The 24,188-nt window shown below is 44.2% G+C and carries 15 protein-coding genes; 8 read left to right on the forward strand and 7 right to left on the reverse strand.

Annotation, left to right across the window (positions count from 1 at the left end):
- Positions 1-32: 32 nt before the first annotated feature.
- The 3 genes from purH (at position 33) to MSG37_RS14815 (ending at position 3,658) form a co-directional block, all read left to right on the forward strand.
- A complete protein-coding gene (gene purH, locus MSG37_RS14805) occupies positions 33-1,622 on the forward strand; it encodes a bifunctional phosphoribosylaminoimidazolecarboxamide formyltransferase/IMP cyclohydrolase (protein ID WP_248471423.1) in 1,590 nt (529 codons plus the stop codon).
- A 184-nt stretch (positions 1,623-1,806) separates the two neighbouring features.
- The gene (purD, locus tag MSG37_RS14810) at positions 1,807-3,108 is read left to right on the forward strand and encodes a phosphoribosylamine--glycine ligase (protein ID WP_248471424.1); all 1,302 of its coding nucleotides are present in this window, start codon (positions 1,807-1,809) and stop codon (positions 3,106-3,108) included.
- Between the two features lie 331 nt (positions 3,109-3,439).
- Entirely contained in the window at positions 3,440-3,658 is a 219-nt protein-coding gene (locus tag MSG37_RS14815) for a hypothetical protein (RefSeq protein ID WP_220782029.1), read from the forward strand.
- Between the two features lie 20 nt (positions 3,659-3,678).
- On the opposite strand, the gene MSG37_RS14820 is transcribed toward MSG37_RS14815, so the two are convergent.
- Together MSG37_RS14820 and MSG37_RS14825 are read right to left on the reverse strand one after the other, a co-directional pair.
- Positions 3,679-4,518 (reverse strand): SDR family oxidoreductase, encoded by an 840-nt coding sequence (locus tag MSG37_RS14820; RefSeq protein ID WP_248471425.1) that lies wholly within the window; start codon positions 4,516-4,518, stop codon positions 3,679-3,681.
- 66 nt (positions 4,519-4,584) lie between these two features.
- Complete coding sequence (locus tag MSG37_RS14825; protein ID WP_248471426.1) at positions 4,585-7,140, reverse strand: EAL domain-containing protein; 2,556 nt, start codon at positions 7,138-7,140, stop codon at positions 4,585-4,587.
- 291 nt (positions 7,141-7,431) lie between these two features.
- Between MSG37_RS14825 and MSG37_RS14830 the strand changes: the two genes are divergently transcribed.
- From MSG37_RS14830 to MSG37_RS14840, 3 genes are all read left to right on the forward strand, one after another.
- Positions 7,432-8,133, forward strand: a complete 702-nt coding sequence (locus MSG37_RS14830) for a spondin domain-containing protein (protein ID WP_248471427.1) — start codon at positions 7,432-7,434, stop codon at positions 8,131-8,133.
- Positions 8,134-8,143: 10 nt separating this feature from the next.
- The gene (locus tag MSG37_RS14835; protein WP_248471428.1) at positions 8,144-8,875 is read left to right on the forward strand and encodes a spondin domain-containing protein; all 732 of its coding nucleotides are present in this window, start codon (positions 8,144-8,146) and stop codon (positions 8,873-8,875) included.
- A gap of 89 nt (positions 8,876-8,964) precedes the next feature.
- Positions 8,965-9,696, forward strand: a complete 732-nt coding sequence (locus MSG37_RS14840; RefSeq protein WP_248471429.1) for a response regulator transcription factor — start codon at positions 8,965-8,967, stop codon at positions 9,694-9,696.
- Between the two features lie 99 nt (positions 9,697-9,795).
- Here the strand turns inward: MSG37_RS14840 and hemE are convergent, their stop codons facing one another.
- Positions 9,796-10,860: a uroporphyrinogen decarboxylase gene (gene hemE, locus MSG37_RS14845; protein WP_248471430.1), complete on the reverse strand. Its 1,065-nt coding sequence runs from the start codon at positions 10,858-10,860 to the stop codon at positions 9,796-9,798.
- Between the two features lie 531 nt (positions 10,861-11,391).
- Here hemE and rsd point away from each other — a divergent pair.
- Positions 11,392-11,859, forward strand: coding sequence for a sigma D regulator (gene rsd / locus MSG37_RS14850; protein ID WP_248471431.1), 468 nt, complete (start codon positions 11,392-11,394; stop codon positions 11,857-11,859).
- A 156-nt stretch (positions 11,860-12,015) separates the two neighbouring features.
- Here the strand turns inward: rsd and acnB are convergent, their stop codons facing one another.
- Complete coding sequence (gene acnB, locus MSG37_RS14855) at positions 12,016-14,613, reverse strand: bifunctional aconitate hydratase 2/2-methylisocitrate dehydratase (protein WP_248471432.1); 2,598 nt, start codon at positions 14,611-14,613, stop codon at positions 12,016-12,018.
- A 402-nt stretch (positions 14,614-15,015) separates the two neighbouring features.
- Here acnB and hxpB point away from each other — a divergent pair, with 402 nt between their 5' ends.
- Positions 15,016-15,684: a hexitol phosphatase HxpB gene (gene hxpB, locus MSG37_RS14860; RefSeq protein ID WP_248471433.1), complete on the forward strand. Its 669-nt coding sequence runs from the start codon at positions 15,016-15,018 to the stop codon at positions 15,682-15,684.
- A 158-nt stretch (positions 15,685-15,842) separates the two neighbouring features.
- Here hxpB and MSG37_RS14865 read toward each other — a convergent pair whose 3' ends face one another.
- From MSG37_RS14865 to lpdA, 3 genes are all read right to left on the reverse strand, one after another.
- On the reverse strand, positions 15,843-18,056 hold the full coding sequence (locus MSG37_RS14865) for a patatin-like phospholipase family protein (protein WP_248471434.1): 2,214 nt from the start codon (positions 18,054-18,056) through the stop codon (positions 15,843-15,845).
- A gap of 82 nt (positions 18,057-18,138) precedes the next feature.
- Entirely contained in the window at positions 18,139-22,602 is a 4,464-nt protein-coding gene (locus tag MSG37_RS14870; protein ID WP_248471435.1) for an EAL domain-containing protein, read from the reverse strand.
- A 143-nt stretch (positions 22,603-22,745) separates the two neighbouring features.
- Positions 22,746-24,173 carry a dihydrolipoyl dehydrogenase gene (gene lpdA, locus MSG37_RS14875; RefSeq protein WP_248471436.1) on the reverse strand — a complete coding sequence of 476 codons (1,428 nt, stop codon included), beginning with the start codon at positions 24,171-24,173 and terminating at the stop codon, positions 22,746-22,748.
- Between the last annotated feature and the right edge of the window lie 15 nt (positions 24,174-24,188).

Here is a 24,188-nt window from a genome sequence, read left to right on the forward strand (position 1 = left end):
CTTAAAAATAACTACTGGACCCTGTACCTACAATGAATAATGCCAGACCTATTCGTCGCGCGCTGTTAAGCGTTTCAGATAAAACCGGAATCCTAGAGTTTGCACAAGCGTTGCATGCTCAAGGTGTTGAACTACTTTCTACTGGTGGCACCGCACGCCTTCTGGCTGATAATGGTGTGCCTGTCATTGAAGTGTCAGATTATACTGGTCACCCAGAGATCATGGATGGCCGCGTTAAAACCCTGCACCCTAAAGTGCATGGCGGCATTTTAGCGCGTCGCGGTATCGACGAAATCGTAATGGAACAAAACAATATCAAGCCTATCGACTTGGTAGCGGTTAACTTGTACCCATTCGCGGCAACTGTAGCTCAAGAAGGCTGCACGCTTGCAGACGCTATCGAGAACATCGATATCGGCGGCCCAACTATGGTTCGCTCTACTGCTAAAAACCACAAAGACACCACTATCATCGTTAACGCTAACGACTACGGCCGCGTCATTGCCGAGATGCAAGCGAACGAAGGTAGCACCACTCTTGAAACTCGCTTTGATTTAGCGATAGCCGCATTTGAGCACACTGCTGCATACGATGGCATGATTGCTAACTACTTCGGCACTAAAGTGCCAGCTCACAGCAAAGATGAGTGTCATGCAGATTCTAAGTTCCCACGCACTTACAACACTCAGCTAGTTAAAAAGCAAGATCTGCGCTATGGCGAAAATAGCCATCAAACAGCCGCTTTCTACGTTGATACCAACCTTGATGAAGCCTCAGTTGCTACTGCAGTTCAGCTGCAAGGTAAAGCACTTTCATACAACAACATTGCCGATACAGACTCTGCACTAGAGTGCGTAAAAGAGTTCGACGAGCCAGCATGTGTGATTGTTAAGCACGCTAACCCATGTGGTGTAGCAATTGGTGAAAACCTGCTTGAAGCTTATAACCGTGCATTCCAAACTGACCCAACATCAGCGTTCGGTGGCATCATCGCCTTTAACGGCGAACTAGATGCAGCAACAGCAAGCGCGATTGTTGAGCGTCAGTTTGTTGAAGTGATCATTGCCCCGAAAGTGAGCCAAGCAGCACGTGATATTGTTGCCGCTAAAGCTAACGTACGCTTACTTGAATGTGGTGAGTGGGCAGCTAAGACCACCAGCCTAGATTACAAGCGCGTAAACGGTGGCTTATTGCTGCAAGATCGCGACCAAGGCATGGTTGGCCTTAATGACGTTAAAGTAGTTTCTAAGCGTCAGCCAACAGCTGAAGAGATGAAAGACTTAATGTTCTGCTGGAAAGTAGCCAAGTTTGTTAAATCAAACGCGATTGTTTACGCCAAGAACAGCATGACTATCGGTGTCGGCGCAGGCCAAATGAGCCGCGTCTACAGTGCTAAAGTTGCTGGCATTAAAGCCGCTGACGAAGGTCTAGAAGTTCAAGACTCAGTCATGGCATCAGATGCATTCTTCCCATTCCGCGATGGTATCGACGCTGCCGCAGCTGCTGGCATCAGTTGTATCATCCAGCCAGGCGGCTCTATCCGCGATGAAGAGATCATCGCAGCGGCAGACGAGCACGGCATGGCAATGGTATTTACCGGTATGCGTCACTTCCGTCATTAATTTATATGAAGCTTTAGGTTTTAGGTCCTTAGGAATCTTACCTCAAGCTTCTAAAAATTGATTTTTAACGTTTAGCGCAAAGTCATCGGTTATTGAACAAAGAAAACACACGGAATGTATGCCAATACATGAGTATGTTTGATGCAGTTCAAGGACCGATGAAGAAGCGATTAAGGATTAAAAAATGAAAGTATTGATTATTGGCGGCGGCGGTCGCGAACATGCATTGGCGTGGAAGGCTGCACAATCAACGCAAGTTGAAACTGTTTTTGTAGCACCAGGTAACGCTGGCACTGCACTAGAGCCAAAGCTTGAAAACGTGGCGATTAATGTTGAAGAGATCTCAGCGTTAGTGGCATTTGCCGAAGAGCAAAAAGTGGCTATCACCATTGTTGGCCCAGAAGTGCCATTGGCGCTAGGCGTAGTTGATGCCTTTAATGAAGCAGGCCTGCCTATCTTTGGTCCAACCAAAGGTGCTGCGCAGTTAGAGTCTTCTAAAGCTTTCACTAAAGACTTTTTAGCTCGTCACGATATTCCAACGGCAGCTTACTCAAACTTTACTGAGATTGAGCCAGCTAAAGCCTATGTTAAGCAAGTGACTGGCTTAACGGGTTTCCCTATCGTGATTAAGGCTGACGGCCTCGCGGCAGGTAAAGGCGTGATCATCGCCGCAGATCAAAGTGAAGCTGATGCTGCGATTGAAGATATGCTGGCGGGCAACAAGTTTGGTGAAGCGGGCTCTCGCGTGGTTGTCGAAGAGTTCCTTACTGGCGAAGAAGCCAGCTTCATTGTGATGGTAGACGGTAAGAATATTCTAGCAATGGCCACCAGCCAAGATCATAAAGCCCGTGATAACGGCGATCATGGTCCAAACACTGGCGGTATGGGCGCGTACTCTCCAGCGCCAGTTGTTACCCAAGCGGTTCACGACTGGACTATTGAGCATGTGATTCGCCCAACTGTTGATGGCATGGCAGCTGAAGGTAATGTTTACACAGGTTTCTTATACGCAGGCTTGATGATTGCACCGGATGGCAGCGCCAAAGTACTTGAGTACAACTGCCGCTTTGGCGACCCAGAAACTCAACCCATTATGATGCGTCTTAAATCTGATCTGGTGGAGCTTTGCCTAGCATCGACCCGCGGCGAGCTTGATCAAGTGACCGCTGAGTTTGATGCACGCGCTGCTGTAGGTGTAGTACTTGCTGCAGGCGGCTACCCTGATGCATACCGCAAGCACGATGTGATTGATGGTCTGTCTCTTGGTAATCACGACGCTAAAGTGTTCCATGCGGGTACTAGTATGCAAGACGGTCACGTAGTGACGAACGGCGGCCGCGTATTATGCGCAACAGCACTAGGTAATACAGTGACCGAAGCACAGCAAGCAGCCTATAGCTTAGTTGATGCAATTCACTGGGATGATGTCTACTTTAGAACTGACATCGCTTACCGTGCGATAGCTCGTGAAAACGGCGAAGGTTAATAGCCTCTTCATTAGCGAGTGAATCTAAGAGCCCTGTTAATTCAGGGCTTTTTTATGTCTGCTATGTCGCTCCCTCCCTAAATACTCATACGCCAAACTGCAGAACCGGTGGCTTCGCTTATTCTCTGTTGATAGCCCCTACTCCCGCAGTCAGCTTGCAAACCAATATCAACTAATCGGCATTTTTGTGATCTATGCAGCACAAAAGCGTGACTTGAAAGTGCATGCTAAATCCAGCAGCAATAGATCCACGTAAATTAGAAAGAGAAATATTAAGCAGAGTGAATCGATACATTGCCAAGAATTAAACTTAACAAACTGGGGTTAGACAATGAAATATTCAGTAAGCGATCTTATCTACCAAGGCGAAACATCTGGTGTACATAACTGGGACACACTGTCAGGTTCCTCTTTTTACTGGCACCCAGATTGGCTGCATATCGCCGAAGATATGACAGGTCATAACGCCGCTGCACACATAGAACCCGCTGCCGACAAAGCCACAAAAAACGAAGCGGCTGAAGCCATAGTTAAACACCTTAATAAGTAAAACAGTTAGTTAGCCTTGAATTAACTACCAGAATCTATCGCCCTACGTGCTATCTTATCAATTAAGCTGGGGGCGATAATCTTAAACCAACGCCCAACTCGCCCTCGTAACGAAGTCACTAACAAACGCTGCCGCTTAGCAATTACCGGTAGCATCATATTTGCGCACTGCTCTGCGGTCATAATCTTACTTTCTTGCATTGGTGTATCGCCCAAAGGTTTACCCTGCTCATCAAGCGCACGTTTATGGATTTCACTGACAACAAAGTCTGGGCAAATAACCGTTACCGCAACCTTGTCATCGCTGAGTTCAATCCGCAGGGAATCAAAAAAGCCAATCATGGCGTGCTTAGAGGCCGCATAGCCAGAACGTGTTGGCACACCTGTCATTCCTGCTAACGAGGCAACAGCAACGATTTGCCCTTGGGTTTGCTTAAGATAAGGAATGGCTGCATGGGTAAGATAGGCTGGACCTAAATAATTAACCTGCATAATTTGCGATAAAACGCTTAAGTCTTCTAGTTCATCAAAGCGCGACCACATGGTCATACCCGCGTTATTGATTAAGATATCTAACTTTGAAAACTTGTCGATACAGGCCTTAATTAAGCCGCAACATTGACTTTGAACGGCCACATCAGCGACATGCACTAGCGGTGGATTCCCCAATAGCGTCAACTCTGCCGCTAAACTATTAAGTCGCTCAAGATTACGCGCACTTATCACTAAGTGACAATCAAACAGTGCTAAGGCCAAAGCTAATGCGCGACCAATGCCTTCAGACGCGCCAGTAATAACAATGACCTTACCAGTTAACTTACTTACTAGTTCATCATTGAGGAGCTGATTAGTATACGGCATGGTGATCTACGCTCGGTTAATTATGGATAACCATCAACCTCACATATTAATCACTCAAGCGCAAATTTAGGCAATCGACTGCTCTAACAATACCTCGTATTTATAACTATTGAGAGGCTGAGGCCGACCAATGCCGTAACCTTGGGCATAATTAACCCCGATAATTTCAAGTTTGTCGATAATCTCTTGGTTTTCAACAAATTCTGCCACTGTCTCAATCCCCATCACTCGGCAAACATCACTGACCGACTTTACGATAGCGTAATCTTTGGCGTTACTCGCCAAGTGCTTCACAAAGCAGCCGTCTATTTTTACGTAGTCTACTGGCATCTCTTTTAAATAGCCGTAAGAGGCAAAGCCACTACCAAAGTCGTCAAGAGCGAATGCAAAACCACGCTTACGCAGTTCAAATAACATTTTCATCGCTCGGCTATGATTTTGAATTGCACTGGTTTCGGTAATTTCAAAACACACACAGCTACTTGGTATGCCAAAACGGGCTTGTTGCTGCAAGATATAATTAACCATGCCCTCAGCACCAAGACTATTGCCAGACAAATTAATCGATAAACAGTGGTCGTTCCAGACCTGCTCGTTTAACGACAGCCATAAAAAGGCTTTTCGGATAACCTCTTTATCCACCTCTACAATCAACTTGAATCGCTCGGCAGCAGCAATAAATTGTGCTGGCGGTAATACCCGCCCAGAGGCGTCTTGGATCCGCAACAAAATTTCCATTCGTTGACGGTGACTATGGGAAGAAAGCCGTTTGATTTTTTGGTAGTACAGGATCAGCTCGTTATTTTCGATAGCCTGTACAATACGCAAAGCCCAAGCCGGTGCATTACGTTGGGAACTAAGCTCTCTATCACGACTGTCATAAAAATGTATTTGATTGCTGCCCTTCTTCTTTGCTGCCAAACAAGCAACATTGGCATCTTTTAGCAGTTCGCAAACATCATCAATATCACGTAAACGCGCGAGCGCCACGCCAACACTCACTCCAACTCGATAACTGGTTCCTTTGTCTGTGATGACTTGGCTATGAATACTGGCAATAATTCGCTTGGTTAACTTAGCGATCTCTAGTGCTGAGGTATCTTTTATGACAAAACAAAATTCGTCCCCTCCCAAACGCCCCAATAGCTCATTTTGACTGAGACAAGCTTCTAACGCTTTTGCCACTTGGCACAGCATTTTGTCACCAACAGCAAAGCCTAAAGATTCATTAATCAATTTAAACTGCTCAAGATCTAAATACACAGCTGCCAGTGATTTTGTCCCTTCGATATAGCTAGGCAAACGTTCTTCAAAAGCGGTTCGATTTAGCAGACCTGTGACTCTATCAAAATGCACACTTCGCTTGAGCTGGCGCACCAATAGCATTTCTCGAGTGGTATCTTTTATCACTAAAACGGCACCTACAACCTGCCCTGAATGGCTAGTTAAGTTACTCAGTGTGCCACTCATCAATTTCGACGGACTTGAGCTAATCGTTAATGGCAGGGACTTTTGTGCAAGATCACCACTTTGCATAAAGCCTGTCACTCTCTGCGTTATTCCTTGGTTAATACCCAAAAGCACATCGGGACTTTTACCAATAGCTTGCTGATTAGCGCATTGTAATAAACGCTCTGCATACGCATTGATATAGGTAACATTAGCGTTAATATCTGTCAGTATTACCGCTTCTGAAATTGCGGCTAACGTGATCTTGGAATGATGCTCATGCTGATAAATGTCTTGTAAAAAGTTATTAATGCCGCTGGTTAACGGGGTAAATTGTTTCACCCCTTGGTTATGTATTTGCACAAGCTCAGCTGACTTTGGATCTAAACTGGCAAACTCTGCGGTTAATTTCTTAAATGGTTTTACTAGGCCTAAACGCAGCCAAAATAAGCCTGCTATTTGCAAAATAATAAACAGCAAGAATATAGCGAGACTCAACAGTGTGTACTCCTGCTCCATTTTCAAAATTAATGGATTAGAAAATGACACTTTCAAGTGTGCAGGGGCTGTACCGAGTGAGGCAGGTAAATTGAGCTCTGCAATCGTTGCATCGCCGAATTTATATAAATTGCTCGTTGGAGCGCCTTGTAGAACTTCAATATTGGTCACAAAGTTAATTAACCCAAGTGACTCGAAGTACTCAGCAGTTAACTGAGAAGTAAAAATTAATTCCTCCCCTAAATGCTGACCAGACTTAGTTGCAATAAAAAATGCCTGTCCCAGTGAAGGAGAAAAATAGATCCCCCTTTTGATACTTCGTGGGCTTAGATAGGTAAAAGGGTTGTTCTTTTTAAGCTCACTTCCATCTATTCGACTTAAGTGATTGCCTGTTTGTAAAAATACTTGAGTGTCGTTAAATAGCTCACCACTGCTCCACACTTGATTAGACAATGTAGTCGCAGCGCTGTACTCAGTAGAATCAATAGTCAACTGAAAGTGATCTAAGTCGTTGGTTATTTGTGATTCAATGCTTATTATATATTTTTCGATAGCGTTGGTTCGAACAACTTCTATCTCACCACGTAACCAGGTTATGCCTGTTAAGAAAACAGCAACAAGCAAAGGGACACAGACACCGAAGGTAACCAATACAATTTTTTTTCCAATTTGCATCTTAGGACAACTTCTCTAATTCAAAACCAGCCAAACTCTGGCTACTACTTGGTTTGCGCTAGCAAAGTACCCCATTTTGCAACAGATAACACCTACCTTTTAAACAGCCGTTTATAAAAGCGACAACCTAGCCACGCTTACTCAAAAATATTGTAAAGATTTACATTAAGACTCAACCAAAGCCCTTCATAACAGTAAAAAACCAATTGTTAGAATTTTGTGATAATTAGGCGATATTCCAGTGATAACCCTTTGCCACACTAAAACCATACAAAGCAAAGGAGCAATATTATGAAACTAAATCAAGTCACCAAATTACTCATTCTAAGCAGTGTTATTAGCCTACCAGCGTCTGCTGCAGAGTTGGAAATAAGCATTACTAATCTCACCCACGGTAACCATTTCACCCCGCTATTAATTGCTGCACACGATGCAGATAGTCATCTTTTTCAAGTGGGTGAAATGGCAACTAGTGCCCTACAAAAAATGGCAGAAGGTGGTGATATCGGCGATTTAGATGCCGCTGTTATGGGTGCAAATGGCGTTACAGTGACCAATCCAGCAGGCGGACTGTTAGCACCAAGCGCTAAAATTGATGCCATCATGCTAGATTCAGGGGAGATGACCCACCTATCAATCACAGCCATGGTACTACCAACTAATGACGCCTTTGTTGGCCTAGATGCTTGGAAAATCCCAACTGAAGCGGGTAGCTATACCTTTACGCTGAATGCTTATGATGCAGGCACCGAAGCCAATGATGAAATCGTTAATGGCGGAGGCATGTCAGGCGTTCCCGGGATCCCAGCAGCCCCTGGAGGTGATGGCGGTATGAACGCTACTGGCGTAATGGACATGAGCAGTAATGATAAAGTGCATATCCACCCAGGCGTGCTAGGTGACACCGATTTACAAGGCGGCATGAGCGACCTTGATAGTCGAGTGCATCGCTGGTTAAATCCTGTTGCTCGCGTCACAGTTACCGTGAAGTAGGAGGTTAACCATGAATATCTCCAAACTAAGATTCAAAACAAGTAGTCTCGCTGCACTAAGTGTAGGTGCGTTATTACTGGGTGGCTGTTCTGATAACGATCACACAAGCCCAGCCCCAGTTACTCCACCTGCAGTAACGCCAACAATGCAGGACTACACTATTAGCGTTACAAACCTAACAGCTAACCAACCCATGTCGCCAATCGCGGTTGTCACGCACGAGGCTGATAGCGTGCTTTGGAGCAGCGGTGAAAGCGCAAGCTTGGCACTAGAAACCTTAGCGGAATCAGGTGATGCTAGTGGCTTAACTGACGAAACCGGAGTGACAGAACTTGTTAGTGGCGCAGGCATTTTAATGCCTGGGGCGAGTGAAGAGATAAGCTTAAGTCTTGACTCAAATTCTGTTGCTGACTTATCTGTAGTGACAATGTTGGTTAATACTAACGATGCCTTTGCCGGCTTTACCGGTTATGACTTAAGCAGTTTAGCCGTTGATGAGTCTATGGTATTTAGAGTGATAACCTATGATGCAGGTACAGAAGCCAATAGCGAAGCCAAAGGCACGATCCCAGGTCCCGCTGACGGTGGAGAAGGATTTAATGCAGCCCGAGATGACACAGATAAAGTGCACGCTCACCCGGGAGTTATTAGCAGCGATGACGGCCTAAGTGACTCAGTACTCAATGCTTCACATCGCTTTGATAATCCAACACTACTTATCAAAATAAGCCGCACCGAATAAGTATTAACTAATGTAGATTAAAAATAGTACGCAATAAATGTTTCTATTGGCGGGTCTTGTTGGCAAGGACTCGCCTTTGGGAGCTAAGCATGAACGGAGCAAGCACAAGCAATGATCATATTGCTAATAAGCAAATCTTACTTGTTGAGGGTGAGCAAGACTTAGCCAAGCTAGTAATGCTAAATCTAAAAAGTATGAATCATGATGTGATCCATTGCACCACACTGCAACAGGCGCAGCAATGTTTGCGTAATAGCAAAATAGATTTGATTTTGATGGACAGAATGCTACCTGATGGCGACGCAATTACCTTGTGCCAACAGTTTCGTGATGCCGGAAACGAATTGCCTTGCATGATGCTCAGCACTAAAAACTCAGAAGCCGATATCGTTTTGGGCCTTGAGTCTGGCGCCGACGATTATCTAGTTAAACCTTTTAGCCTGTTGGAGCTTAGAGCACGAGTAAAAGCTTTAATACGCCGCTCAAAACTAGCAGAGAAACAAGAGCATGCACTAAAATTTGAAGGCATTACCATAGATTGTAATACCCGAGAGGTGATCGCCTTTAACGAAGTGCTCGAACTCACAGCCAGAGAGTTCGATCTATTGCTTTATCTTGCCCAGCATCCTAAACAAGTATTTAGCCGTATGCAGTTATTAGAAGCTGTTTGGGGTTATTCTTACTCAGGTTATGAGCATACTGTGAATAGTCATGTAAACCGTTTACGATCTAAACTTTCTCGCAATGATCTCACCTCAAAACTGGTCAGAACCGTATGGGGAGTTGGCTACAAATTTACCCCACCAGTTGCGCAAGCATAAGACCCAATAATAATCCGAGCTTTCAAATGACAGAAACAATAAAGGCCCAGTAAACTGAGCCTTTATTCATCGTTAACGATATGCTGTTAAGCGAATCGATTACTTGTGGTATTTAGCCGATAACTCATGGACTGAGTTAATGAACGAACCTGCACGCTCTGGATCAACGTGCTGGTGAATACCGTGGCCCAAGTTAAATACGTGGCCAGTACCTTCACCATAAGCAGATAGAATTTGATCCACTTCTTGATGAATACGCTCTGGTGTACCGTAAAGTACTGATGGATCCATGTTGCCTTGTAGTGCAACTTTATGACCTACACGGCGACGTGCATCACCGATATCTACAGTCCAGTCTAGACCTAGTGCATCACAGCCAGTTTCAGCCATAGACTCTAGCCATAGTCCGCCACCTTTAGTGAACAGAGTCACTGGAACTTGGCGACCGTCTGCATGGCGAGTTAGGCCATCAACAATCTTTTGCATGTAGCGTAGAGAGAATTCACGGTATGCGTGGTGAGAAAGCGCGCCACCCCATGAATCGAAAATCATTAGTGACTGAGCACCGTTAGCAACTTGCGCGTTCAAGTACAAAGTCACTGAGTCAGCTAGCTTGTCTAGTAGCATATGCAAAGTAGCTGGCTCTTCGTAAGCCATCTTTTTAATCTTTTCAAACGCTTTGCTAGAACCGCCTTCAACCATGTAAGTGGCTAGAGTCCAAGGTGAACCTGAGAAACCGATTAACGGTACTTCGCCTTTAAGTTCACGACGGATAGTGCTTACAGCACGCATTACATAGCCAAGTTCATCTTCTGGATCTGGAATGCAAAGCTTTTTGATTGAGTCGATGGTGTCGGTAGGACGTTCGAAACGTGGACCTTCGCCAGCTTCAAAATACAGGCCTAAGCCCATTGCATCAGGAACAGTAAGAATGTCTGAGAACAAGATTGCAGCATCTAAGTCGTAACGACGTAGTGGCTGTAGGGTCACTTCACAAGCTAAGTCTTGGTTCTTACAAAGAGACATGAAGTCGCCAGCTTCAGCGCGGGTGGCTTTATATTCTGGAAGATAACGACCAGCTTGACGCATCATCCAGACAGGAGTTCTGTCGACAGGCTGTTTTAATAACGCACGTAAATAACGATCATTCTTTAATTCTGCCATTTGGCTTGATTCCTAAACTTATAGTGATATCCGCTTGGGTCAGTAGTTTAGCATTTACGTTAATAAAGTAACCTGTAACGGTAAAATAATGTGACAAGTAACGCGACTAAATCCACCAACTCTGAGATAGGTAACATTATTGGTATATTCAGACTGGTTATTTTATGGCGACAAATCACAGTTCACAGCTTGAGATGAAAACGTGAAACAGATTCACATCAGAGCTTAACCTAAGCTGTATGGCTCGCAATGTGACAGAAAAAAGTTGCACCTCTTAGTTAGCTTTGGTATAAAAAGTCTGCGCTAGCAAGAACAATCAAGAAGCTCGTCGCATCGAGCCCGCAAAAAACTTTACTCGCCCAGCGATAGATTTCTATCGCTGGGCATTTTATTTTATAGCACTTTGTTTACAAGTCTTACAGTAAACCCCTCGTTCAGTATTTACGCATATTTCCTTTAAAAATGGTTGATCAAAACCGTATTCTTCCCCTACATTAGAGGTACAGAGACGGATTTTAATCGGGGAAAACCATGCTAAGAAAGCTAGAGAAAGCCGAACAAAAATGGGGCGGTTCAAATACGCTTATAGATCAGTGGTTAAACAATCGTCGTAACCTACTTATCAACTATTGCCAGATTGCTGGGATCCCGCCGTATGAAGTAACTGATAAGTCATTACCTGCATTCGATTCAGTCAAACAGTTTTGCGATCAACTGATGGACTATGTTTCTGAAGGACATTTCGAGATCTACAATCAGGTAGTTGCCGCCTGCGAGAAGAATGGTCACTCAAGCCAGGCGCTCGCTCAGCAGCTAGTTCCTCAGATCAGTGAAACCACTGACACTGCATTAGACTTCAACGACAAATACACCGAAGCTGATGATGAAAAAGTGCTGTTCCATTTAGATAAAGACCTATCGTCTTTAGGTCATGCAATGGAAACTCGCTTTGCACTTGAAGATAAATTGCTAGAAGTGCTTCACAGCAAACACTCTTAAGACTTAAAGAAGGTACTAGGACGCTACGCTGCTAGGTCGGACTGCGTCCTGCTAGAAAAGTAACAAGCAAACACAGTTCTAGCTTCTAGCAAAGAGTATAACGAATTAACGAAAAGGCCAGCTGATTAGCTGGCCTTTTTAGTGCTCCAATCTAGCTTACACTGCTGATTGGAAAATCACTTCATCTGCTTTTGCCGTGTACGATGCAATTTGATCGAAGTTCAGGTAACGATAAGTGTCAGCTGCTGTTGCATCTAACTCTTTAGCGTATGTCTGATACTCATCAGGTGATGGTAAACGACCAAGTAGTGCAGCAACTGCAGCTAACTCAGCAGAAGCCAAGTAAACGTTAGCACCTGTACCTAGACGGTTAGGGAAGTTACGCGTAGAGGTAGACACTACGGTTGCACCTTCAGCCACACGTGCTTGGTTACCCATACACAGTGAACAACCAGGGATCTCGATACGCGCACCGACACGACCGAAGATAGCGTAGTAACCTTCTTCAGTTAGCTGATCACGGTCCATCTTAGTTGGCGGCGCAATCCATAGGCGTGTTGGTAAGGTTGATGCGAACTTATCTAGCATCTTACCTGTTGCACGGAAGTGACCGATGTTAGTCATACAAGAACCAACGAATACTTCGTCAATCTTAGTATCAACTACTGATGACAGTAGAATCGCATCATCTGGATCGTTTGGTGCACAAAGAATTGGCTCTTTGATTTCATTCAAATCGATTTCGATAACTTCAGCATATTCTGCATCGCTATCCGCTTCCATTAGCTCAGGGTTTGCTAACCACTCTTGCATCGCAGTGATACGGCGCTCAATTGTACGGCGATCGCCATAACCTTCGCTGATCATCCACTTAAGCATAACGATGTTTGAGTTTAGGTATTCGATAATAGGATCTTTACCTAACTTAATGGTACAACCTGCAGCGCTTCGCTCTGCCGATGCATCAGAAAGCTCGAATGCTTGCTCAACTTTAAGCTGCTCAAGACCTTCAATTTCAAGTACGCGACCAGAGAAAGCGTTGATCTTGCCTTTCTTCTCAACAGTCAACAGACCCATTTCAATCGCTTTGTGCGGAATAGCATGAACTAAATCACGTAGCGTAATACCTGGCTGCATTTCACCTTTAAAGCGAACTAATACCGACTCAGGCATATCCAGTGGCATCACGCCAGTTGCAGCAGCAAATGCTACTAGACCAGAACCTGCAGGGAATGAAATACCAATAGGGAAACGCGTATGCGAGTCACCACCTGTACCTACAGTATCAGGCAGTAGCATGCGGTTTAACCACGAGTGAATTACACCGTCACCAGGACGCAGTGCAACACCGCCGCGGTTCATGATGAAATCAGGAAGTGTGTGGTGAGTATTTACGTCAACAGGCTTTGGATATGCCGCAGTGTGACAGAAAGACTGCATGGTTAAGTCAGCGCTGAAACCAAGACATGCTAAATCTTTTAGCTCATCACGAGTCATAGGACCTGTAGTATCTTGCGAACCTACAGAGGTCATCTTAGGCTCACAATATTGGCCAGGGCGAATACCAGTAACACCACATGCTTTACCTACCATCTTCTGTGCAAGGGTATAACCTTTGCCAGTATCAGCCACATCTTGTGGGCGCACAAATTCAGTTGATGCTTCAAGGTTTAGCGTTTCACGTGCACGGTCAGTTAGACCACGACCAATGATTAATGGAATACGGCCACCAGCACGTACTTCGTCCATCAACACATCAGTTTTCAGTGAAAACTCAGAAATAACTTCTTCTGTGCCATGACGCTTAACAATACCCTGGTATGGGTAGATATCGATAACATCACCCATTTCCATCTTGCTTACGTCTAGCTCGATTGGCAATGCACCCGCATCTTCCATAGTGTTGAAGAAGATTGGCGCGATTTTGCCACCTAAACAGAAACCACCTGCACGCTTGTTTGGTACATTCGGGATATCATCGCCCATGAACCATAGCACTGAGTTAGTTGCAGATTTACGTGATGAACCCGTACCCACAACGTCACCCACATAAACAAGTGGGAAACCTTTGGTTTTTAGCGATTCAATTTCTTTGATTGGACCGATAACACCCGCTTCATCTGGCACGATACCTTCACGCGCGTTCTTTAGCATCGCAAGTGCGTGCAATGGAATATCTGGGCGTGACCATGCATCAGGTGCAGGTGATAAATCATCGGTATTAGTCTCGCCAGAGACTTTAAATACGGTTAGCGAGATTTTTTCAGCAAGCTTTGGACGAGATAGGAACCACTCGGCTTCAGCCCAAGAGTGAACAACTTGCTTAGCAAAGTCGTTACCCGCTTGCATTTTTTCGACTACGTCATGGTACGCATCGAACATAAGTAGAGTGTGAGATAAGGCTTTTACTGCCAGTGGAGCTTGTGCTTCGTTATCTAGTTGAGCAATTAACGGCTCAATGTTGTAACCACCTTGCATGGTGCCAAGTAGCTCTACAGCGCGCTCTGACGATAAAATTGAAGATGATGCTTCGCATTTTGCTACTGCATCTAAAAAGCCTGCTTTAACATATGCGGCTTCATCAACACCTGGTGGGATACGGTTTTCAAGCAGATCAAGAATGAACTCTTCTTCACCTGCAGGTGGATTCTTTACCAATTCTACTAGCTCTGATACCTGTTGGGCATCTAATGGCTTAGGGACTACGCCCTCTGAAGCACGTTCTGCGACGTGTTTACGATATGCTTCTAGCACGGCAACATTCCTCTTATTTTGGCGTTCTAACAGCCAAACTGCAGATCTCAAACAGACGCTAGCAGTTCGACAGACTCGATCCTTAATTCGAGCGCCATTATACTACAGCTTTGCAAAAGTATGAATTAGATCACACTCACACCGAAGCAGAACGACACCCAGTCGACATCTCGAGCTATACAGTAAAACTATTTGTTTAAAAAGAAAACTAGACCATAGTGTGAAACATTGATCTAAATTATATAAATCATACATTTAAATCACTCCATACCTACTTATTCAATCTATTTAAAAGCATAAAACCACTCGCTTTTTAAGGATTAATTTGTATGATTATTATCAAAAATGGCAATTTAAACGGCTAATATTCACCAAAGTTATAATGAACATAATTGGATACTTATGAGTAAACCTAAGCTAAAAGCGGTTATTTTCGATATGGACGGGGTGCTAATTGACTCAGAACCAACCTGGCAAATAGCCATTTTTAAAGTTATGAGCGACCTTGGTTTAAACGTGACAATGCAAGATATGACGCTAACAACCGGACTGCGTATCGACCAAGTTGTTGAGTTTTGGTATCAGCGCTGCCCATGGGCTAATTACAATAATCAGCAAACCGCACAAGCCATTGTAGATCAGGTTGTCAGCCATATTTTAGCCGATGGTCAACCGATGCAAGGTGTAAATGAGGCGCTTAAAGCTTGTAAAGCGCTAGAGCTAAAAGTTGGCTTAGCCACATCGTCTTCAAGCGAGATTATTAATGCCGTTTTAAACAGATTACAAATAGAAAGCTATTTTCAAGCCATTGAATCTGCAGAAAACCTGCAATACGGTAAACCTCATCCTGAGGTCTATTTAAATTGTGCTGCTGCACTGAATATTGATCCAATCAATTGTTTAGCCATTGAAGATTCATTTAATGGATTAGTCGCCGCCCGCGCGGCAAACATGCAAACAGTGGCGATACCAGAGCCTCAACATGCCCATCTGACTAAATGGGCTATCGCCCACCAGCAACTTGATAGCCTGCTAGATCTCGCAGCTTACATAGCAAAGTCACCAAGGTAATCAGCAGCAACAAAGCGCCTGTATAGCTAGAGCCTCTAACCAAAAAGCCCATCTGATGATGGGCTTTTGATTTGTGACTATTGATTAAAGACGACATATTTAGCGCGATAGCTTCTACCTATAACTTGGACCTACAAATTAGCGCTATAACATGGCAGCTACCAGTTCTTACCAATAAACAGGAATACGGTTTTCTCGCCGTCATCTGATGCGCCAAAACCAAAGGCCGCTGGGCCAACGCTAGTATCTATACCTAAATACAAACTACCAGCGTAAATTAAGTCATCAAGTGACACATTATCTTTTTGGTTCCAGACATTACCCGCCTCAATACTGGTACCAAGATATAACGGATACTCAGTCATACCCAATACATCACGGCCCAAGTCATATTGGTAGACAAAGGCGCCAAAAACCTTATGCGATCCATAAAGTGCATTCTTGTGATAACCAGACAAATTTAAAAAGCCACCAAGCTCTGATACGTTAACGGTAAACGCGCCGTCTTTATCAACTGTGGCCAATGATGCAATACCCACAAACGCGTGGTTGCCCACACCAACGGCACCGCGCCAATCGGCTTCATATTGCATTGAGAAATCTGAAGACTCAGCTAAACCATTTAAGTCATAGCCCTCTTTACGCATATACATATTAAATGTGAAGCGGTTACCAGAGGTGGGGAAGTTAATACTGTTTAAGTCATCATAGGCAAACTTAAAATAACCACCGTAACCGTCGTATGGCACTCTGCCAAACGTCCATAAATCATTTTCAAGATCGCCTTTTTCGCCTAGCAAGCCAATCTCAACCATACCATTTTGAGTATAGTTAATACCTATCCCAAGCTCTGCACGGTAAGCGGTTTGCTTGAGCTCTAAGACGCGATTGTTATTTTCAAAAAATCCCCAGTCTTTCAGCTCATATTCAACTCGTGCGCGACTAAAGTAAGTTTGCTCTTTTACCAATGGCTGATAAAACTCTGAAGCAATTAACTTATCAAATCCGAGCGAGAGCTCATTGCGCCACTCGCCGCCGTTTTCGGTAAGTTCGGTCATGGTGTAAGCCATATCCAAGGAAATCACCGAATCTAAGCTAAAGTCATCTTCCCAGCTAAAGCCTAGTTGGAAATAGTTTGGCCCCCAAGACTTAGCTTTGGTGCGAACCGTTAACACCCTTCCTTCTTCTGTGTCAGTAAATTCAGCATCGACACGCTCAAATTTATCTAACGCGTAAATTCTATCTAGGCCTGCCTCTAGAGATTCAACCGTTACGTGCTCGCCCACGTTAAGATCTAAGTTATCAGCTAATAACTTCTCGCTGACTTTAGAGTCATTATCGTAAATCACCTTAATCAGTGGTCTGTCGATATCATCCAGCCATTGCTGACTTTTGCTTTTTTTACTGACGACATACTGCTGATAGTCTTTGTTATCGACACTGTATTGCTCTAACTTATCAGCCTGTTCGCGGGCCGCAATCTCCCCTAACGGCAAAGCGATTGGCATAATGCTAAAGTCAGTGGTGCTTAGCTCACCAATATTAGGCCTAATTAGAATGTCATGATCAGTTAGCAGTGCCTTTTGTCTGTCAGAGCTGGCATTGGTAAGTATTGTGGACAATTGATTAAGCACAGCGACGGTACTATTAATCTCTTGCTGCTTCATTAAAGGCGAGCCAATATCCACAGCGATAACTATGTCAGCTCCCATAGCCTTCACCACATCCACAGGCATATTGTTAGCGATACCGCCATCAACCAATAAATTGCCATCTATAATTGCTGGCTGCAATGCGCCAGGGACAGAAGCTGATGCCTGCATGGCAGCAACAATACTGCCAGAATCTAGCACTACGGGTTCACTGGTGGCTAAGTTGGTCGCCACTGCGCGATAAGGAATAGATAAGTCATCAAAGTCACCAAACTGATGCACAAGATCGGTTGAGCTACGCAGTAACTGCGACATAGATTGACCCCGTAACAAACCAGCCGGAGTTTTTACCTCTTCATCGCTATAACCGATATTGATAGGAATATTAAACTGATCGCGGGTTTCTTTATCACGATAGCTAAGTGACTCTCTTGGGATAGTATCTGAATACCCTTTGTCCCACTTGGTATTCATCATAATCGCTTCAATTTCTGCCGCGCTGTATCCTAGCGCATACATACCACCAACATAGGCACCAATACTGGTACCCGCAATATAATCAATGGGGATCTGCTTTTCTTCGAGGACTTTAAGTACACCAATATGGGCCGCGCCTTTTGCGCCACCACCACTTAATACTAATCCTATTTTTGGACGTTCCTGCGCAAGAGCAATTGGACTTGCTATTGCTAAACAAAGAATAATAATTCTATGTATCATAATGTCTTTTTCGACTCTTTAAGTTATGTCTTAACGTATTTGATTTACACTCGAGCTGCAAGGTGTTGTGCCGCTATTAACCCTACCCTTCAGCTATCAGCGGTTGCTTTAATCCCATAAATACTTCTATATCTTTCACTGACATTGGCTTAGCAAAGTAATAGCCCTGAATAACATAACAACCACGACTAAATACCTGCTCAAGCTGCTCATGAGTTTCGACACCTTCAGCAACTACGTCTAACTTTAGGTTTCTTGCTAACTCTATAATACTGCTGGCAATGGCTTGATCCGCCTTATTTGAAGCGATATCAATCAGGAATGAGCGATCAATTTTTAAGGTATTTACTTCAAAGTGACGTAAGTATGCCAGTGATGAGTAACCAGTACCAAAGTCGTCAATAGCTACATCAATGTTGATCTTTTTTAGCGCCTTAAGGTGCTGCTTAGCAACCTTTAGCTCTTTCATTAATACGCCTTCGGTGATTTCAAGCGACAAATTAGCATTTGGCATTTGCGTCTCCACTAACACTTGCTGTACACCTTTGATAAAGTCTGGCTGCCTAAAGTGCAGCGCCGACACATTGACCGACACTTTTATCTGTTCATCTAATTGTCGACTCCAAGGCGCTGCAATTCGACACGCTTCGCGCATCACCCAACGATCTATTTCAACAATAAGCCCACAGGCTTCAGCCACTTTGATGAAAATATCGGTACGAACATAGCCCTCAGTCGGGTGATTCCAACGTAGCAAGGCCTCAACTCCAACCAACTTATCACTATTTAAAATATCGATTTGCGGTTGGAAGTGCAGCTCAAACTCATTGCGCTCAATGGCTTTACGTAAGTCAGCCTCAAGCCTTAGGTGGTATAGCGCCTCAGCATTACGCTCTTGCGAATAGTACTTAAAGATCCCTTTGCCTTCCTCTTTGGCATGATACATGGCCAAATCAGCATTCTTAATAAGTGCTTCGGGCTGCTTAGCATCTTCAGGCCATAAGCTGACCCCAATACTGGTTGAAATAAAGAACTCACGACCATATAACTCAAACGGCTTTTGAATGCATTCAAGCAACTGTTCACAAAGGTAGTTTATTTCATCAATATTAGGATTTTCACGCAGTAATATTACAAACTCATCGCCACCGAAGCGGCACAACACATGTTGTTCAGCGATAAGCGCTTGTAGGCGGCTTGATGCCTCAACTAATAACGCATCCCCCATACTGTGACCATAAGAGTCATTTACATGCTTAAATCTATCTAAGTCTAAAAACAATAAGGCTAAGTTACCGCCCTCCTTTTCAGCTTGATACACCGACTGAGATAACTTACTCGAGAACAATGTCCTATTCGGCAGTGCAGTTAACACATCGTAGTTTGCTAAGCGGCGTAATTCTGACTCAGCGCGTTTACGCTCGGTGATATCAGAAAACACCACCACGTAATGTGTTGCATCGCCATTACCGTCTAGAATGGCCGAAACGTTGAGCCACACTGCACGCTTATGATTTTCCAAATTCGCAACATGGCACTCGCCAGCCCAATTTAGCCGTTGAGTTAAAATATCAGCGAGTCGCTTATCTAATTTTTCACCTTGTAGTACGTCATTAAATGGCAGACCAATCAAGCGTTGAGCATCAAGACCTATCATGTCTTGCGCCGCCTTATTGGTCACTTCTATAACTTCATCACGGTCGAAAATCAGCAATGCTTCAGAGGTATTTTCAAATGCTTGTGCCAGCAGATAGATATCGTTTTTCAGCTTACGCTGCTCGGTAATATCACTGTAAATCCCCGCTACCCGCTCAATCGTGCCAGTAAGTGGATTACGCTTAACCGGTCGTCCCATGACCCGCAACCAACCCCAGCTTTTATGTTTGGTCCAATAACGGTATTCCACTTCAAAGCGATCGGTTCGCTCATGTAACATATCTTGCCACGCTGCTAGGGTTTCACTGGCATCATCTCTATGGATGGCAAATTCTTCAAGGCGCAAATAGATTTGTGGTTTATCAGCACTTAATAAGCCTTCGGTATTTTCAACCCTGAATAGCTCGGTTTCTAGCTGCCACTCCCAGAGTTCAGAGTTACTACCTTTTAGTGCTTGTTTGAGACGGTCTTCACTATCTGTCAGGGCCGAGTTAATCCGTCTAAACGCTCTAACTTGTTGCTGACGAATGAAAATAATGCCTAAGCCAGCTAACATAAAACACAGGATCAGCAAGCCAGTAAACCAAGAGGTTTGCCACCAGTACTTTTCTACGTAGAAGTTAAATGAGAAAGGTTGCTCTGACCAAACCTCATTATCAAGACTAATGATATCGATAACGTAAGAGCCAGCCTCTAACCCAGAGATATTAAGCTGAGACTTACCCTCGAGATAAAGGTAATTGCTGTCGCTATTATCAGACTCTCGGCGCAAACGATACTTAAGCTGTAATGGTTTATCGTCGAGGTAATTCTTACGTGCAAATTCAAAGCTAATAAGCTGCGCGCCGGGCAATATGTGGTGGCCGGTTTGTGGTAACAAACTTAGCTCGGTGCGCGACTCAAAATAGACTTCCATCGATTCAAGCATAACCACGTCATTAGGCGAGCGGTTTTGCAGTAAATCAACATCGACTAACATAGCTCCATCTGGTGTACCAAGGTAAAGGCCACGCTCTGAGACAAAATAAGCCCCTTCATTAAGCTCATCACTAATCAAGCCATCTTGTGGTGAAATAACGATGACTTCACCGCTGTTTAAATCTTTACGGATCAGTGAGCGCGGACACCCAACTAAGCGATAATGATCGATATTCTCAATAAAAAAGATACCACTGCAACTAATATCCCATCTGTCAGTAATGCTTTCAGTGGCGCCATTTCGCACATTAAAACCCAACACACCATGAGCTTCGAGACCAAGCCAAAGCTCACCAGGGTCTACTTCACTAATAAAGCGCACTGTAGACTCACCAGCTTCGGTGACGATTGCATCCATTTTAGGGTGGAAAGTTAGCTGTGAGTCTAAGTAGCCAAAAATCCGATTCCCCCCCACCCATAATCGGCCATAGCTATCACGAGTTATTGCCATAATCACCAAAGCGGGAGAACTATTCATGGAGCTAACAAGTTTTACCCGCTCAGGCTCCAATAACCCCTGCTGCCAATAAAACAGACCTCGGCTAGTTGCAAACCAAATCCGCCCTTTGATAACGCTGTCAAAATAAGTGGTATAAACCACACTACTTTGCAAAGATTCTTTACCGCCCGACCAACTTGCAAAGCTTTCGCTGTGAAAAGTCGCTTTATTTACCACTGAGAGACCGTTGGTACTAGACAGCAATAAATGCTCTTCATCTAAAGGATCTATCTTATAAATACTGTCACTTTGGCGTATGCCATATGGGTTGATTTGATAGGACTTTTGAGTTCGTTTGTCGATTAAAATTAGGCCATTATCTGTGCCTAACCAAAGATGATTACCTTCAGCAAAAATCGACCACACTAACTCATCTTGTATTTTATAAGGCGCAGCCCCGGTAAATTTATCCAGGAGAAAATCAGGCTCTATCGCCAAAATAGCCACACCATCACCGGAGCCGCCCACCCAAACTAAGCCGGTTTCATCAACTGCAATATCAAAGGTATAGTCTATATTGGACTTTTGCTTAAGTGCATCACCGTAAAAGGTGCCGGTCTGCTCTCCCGGTAACCAACGCAGTAAACCTGTGTGAGTTGAAAGCCAAAGGTACCCCTGCTTGTCTTCGGCAATGTTGCTAACATAATGTTCAAGCTGCTCGACTTTACCAATCGACAGGCTTTGCAAGTCAATTTCAAACAGACCTTTAGTGCTACTTATCCAAGCTCGGCCAGCCGAATCTTTAAAGCTATAGTTAATATCGCCCCAGGTATCATCCCAATCTAAAACCTGCTGCCGAACTCCATAGCTATCACGCACTTCTAGCTGCCGATCGCGGCCAATAAGCAAGCTATCATCACTAAGCGCAAACATGATCCTTGAGGGCTGATCGGGATGACTTGGCAGGAAGCTGATTCGGTTCAGCGTCATTGCTTGGTAATTAAAACGCAGTAACTCACCTTCATAGGTAAGCAACAAGCGGTCGCCATTGGCGTCTTCAATCTGAGACGCTATGCCTCCACCGCGATATTCAGGAAATAACTCAGGAGTGCCAAACTCAAGGAAGTGATTGGTCTTTATATCGTACAAATAAACGTTATAAATGCCACTAACAAGCAGGTGCCGTTCACTAATCGGTTCGGCCAAATATAAGATGCTGTCGCTTAACTGAGATTGTAAGCCGCTTTTATCGATACGTCGTACTTTGTTACTACTTGCGCGATACAGACCTTCGTCAGTTGCCAGCCAAGTAAAGCCGTGTTGATCAAAACTGATATCCCAAACTGTACCGTTTGTCAGCCCATCACTTGCAGTAAACACCCGCTGAACAACGCCGCTAGCCAATGCGGGGGCAGCGCCGGAAATAAGAAATAAGAGTAAGCTAAACCAAATTTTTTTAATTATTATTTTCATCTGCTTTACCACGTTCAGATTAACCTGAATGTATCATTTAGGTAACAGATATTCACCCTTTGATTGCTTAAAAAGCATTCTAAAAAATAATGAGATATAAAAAAAGCGCCCCTAAGAGCGCCTTTTAAAATATTAGCAAATGCTTACTTTTTCTTCTTTGCCTTTGGGTTTGGCAAGTCAGTGATTGAACCTTCGTAAATTTCTGCCGCTAAACCAACTGACTCATGCAGTGTTGGGTGAGCATGAATGGTCAATGCTAGATCTTCAGCATCACAACCCATTTCAATTGCTAGGCCGATTTCACCTAGAAGTTCACCACCATTAACACCAACAATAGCACCACCAATTACACGGTGTGTTTCTTTGTCGAAAATTAGCTTAGTCATACCATCTGCACAATCAGATGCGATTGCACGACCACTTGCAGCCCATGGGAAAGTCGCAGTTTCGTAAGCAACACCTTGCTCTTTTGCTTCTTTCTCAGTTAAACCAACCCAAGCTACTTCTGGGTCAGTGTAGGCAATTGATGGAATAACTTTAGGGTCGAAGTAGTGCTTAAGACCAGAAATCACTTCCGCCGCTACGTGACCTTCATGCACACCTTTGTGTGCAAGCATTGGTTGACCAACAATGTCACCAATTGCATAGATGTTTGGTACGTTAGTACGCATCTGCTTATCAACATTGATAAAGCCACGCTCATCAACATTAACGCCTGCTTTCTCTGCGTCTAAGCCTTTACCGTTTGGAATACGGCCGATAGCAACCAATACTGCGTCGTAACGAACTGGCTCAGCTGGTGCTTTCTTGCCTTCCATTGTTACGTAAATGCCATCTTCTTTAGCTTCTACAGCAGTCACTTTGGTTTCAAGCATCAAGTTGAACTTCTTCTTGATCTTCTTGGTGTAAACGCGAACTACGTCTTTGTCTGCTGCAGGGATAACTTGGTCGAACATCTCAACCACGTCAATCTCACTACCTAGTGAAGAGTAAACTGTACCCATTTCTAGACCGATGATACCGCCGCCCATAACAAGCAGCTTGCCTGGAACTTCTTTCAGTTCTAGCGCATCAGTTGAGTCCCATACACGTGGGTCTTCATGAGGAATAAATGGTAATTGGATTGGGCGAGAACCCGCAGCAATAATTGCTTGCTCAAAATGAACAACTTTAACGCCGTCTTCACCTTGAACTTCTAGCGTGTTAGGACCAGTGAATTTACCTAGACCATTAACCACGTTAACTTTACGCATTTTAGACATGCCGCCTAAACCGCTAGTTAGCTGACCGATTACTGATTTTTTGTATTCACGTAGCTTATCAAGATCAATCTGAGGCTCACCAAAAACTACACCGTGGCTAGAAACGGCTTTTGCTTCTTCAATCACTTTAGAAACGTGAAGCAAAGCTTTAGAAGGGATACAACCCACGTTTAGACATACACCTCCTAGCGTGCTGAAACGTTCAACGATAACAGTATCTAGACCTAAATCTGCAGCACGGAATGCAGCTGAGTAGCCAGCAGGGCCAGCGCCTAGTACAACTACCTGAGTTTTAATTTCGTTACTCATGTTTTCCTCTATTCT

It is taken from the genome of Shewanella sp. 1CM18E (genome assembly GCF_023161665.1).
In the GTDB taxonomy this organism is placed as follows: Bacteria; Pseudomonadota; Gammaproteobacteria; order Enterobacterales; family Shewanellaceae; genus Shewanella.

What these genes read in the sequence shown, in the direction of transcription:
- MSG37_RS14820 (WP_248471425.1), bottom strand. Translation starts at nt 4,518, where the DNA reads ATGCCGTATACTAATCAGCTCCTCAATGATGAACTAGTAAGTAAGTTA.
- MSG37_RS14825 (WP_248471426.1), bottom strand. Translation starts at nt 7,140, where the DNA reads ATGCAAATTGGAAAAAAAATTGTATTGGTTACCTTCGGTGTCTGTGTC.
- hxpB (WP_248471433.1), top strand. Translation starts at nt 15,016, where the DNA reads ATGAGTAAACCTAAGCTAAAAGCGGTTATTTTCGATATGGACGGGGTG.
- MSG37_RS14830 (WP_248471427.1), top strand. Translation starts at nt 7,432, where the DNA reads ATGAAACTAAATCAAGTCACCAAATTACTCATTCTAAGCAGTGTTATT.
- lpdA (WP_248471436.1), bottom strand. Translation starts at nt 24,173, where the DNA reads ATGAGTAACGAAATTAAAACTCAGGTAGTTGTACTAGGCGCTGGCCCT.
- MSG37_RS14865 (WP_248471434.1), bottom strand. Translation starts at nt 18,056, where the DNA reads ATGATACATAGAATTATTATTCTTTGTTTAGCAATAGCAAGTCCAATT.
- MSG37_RS14870 (WP_248471435.1), bottom strand. Translation starts at nt 22,602, where the DNA reads ATGAAAATAATAATTAAAAAAATTTGGTTTAGCTTACTCTTATTTCTT.
- rsd (WP_248471431.1), top strand. Translation starts at nt 11,392, where the DNA reads ATGCTAAGAAAGCTAGAGAAAGCCGAACAAAAATGGGGCGGTTCAAAT.
- hemE (WP_248471430.1), bottom strand. Translation starts at nt 10,860, where the DNA reads ATGGCAGAATTAAAGAATGATCGTTATTTACGTGCGTTATTAAAACAG.
- MSG37_RS14835 (WP_248471428.1), top strand. Translation starts at nt 8,144, where the DNA reads ATGAATATCTCCAAACTAAGATTCAAAACAAGTAGTCTCGCTGCACTA.
- MSG37_RS14815 (WP_220782029.1), top strand. Translation starts at nt 3,440, where the DNA reads ATGAAATATTCAGTAAGCGATCTTATCTACCAAGGCGAAACATCTGGT.
- purH (WP_248471423.1), top strand. Translation starts at nt 33, where the DNA reads ATGAATAATGCCAGACCTATTCGTCGCGCGCTGTTAAGCGTTTCAGAT.
- MSG37_RS14840 (WP_248471429.1), top strand. Translation starts at nt 8,965, where the DNA reads ATGAACGGAGCAAGCACAAGCAATGATCATATTGCTAATAAGCAAATC.
- purD (WP_248471424.1), top strand. Translation starts at nt 1,807, where the DNA reads ATGAAAGTATTGATTATTGGCGGCGGCGGTCGCGAACATGCATTGGCG.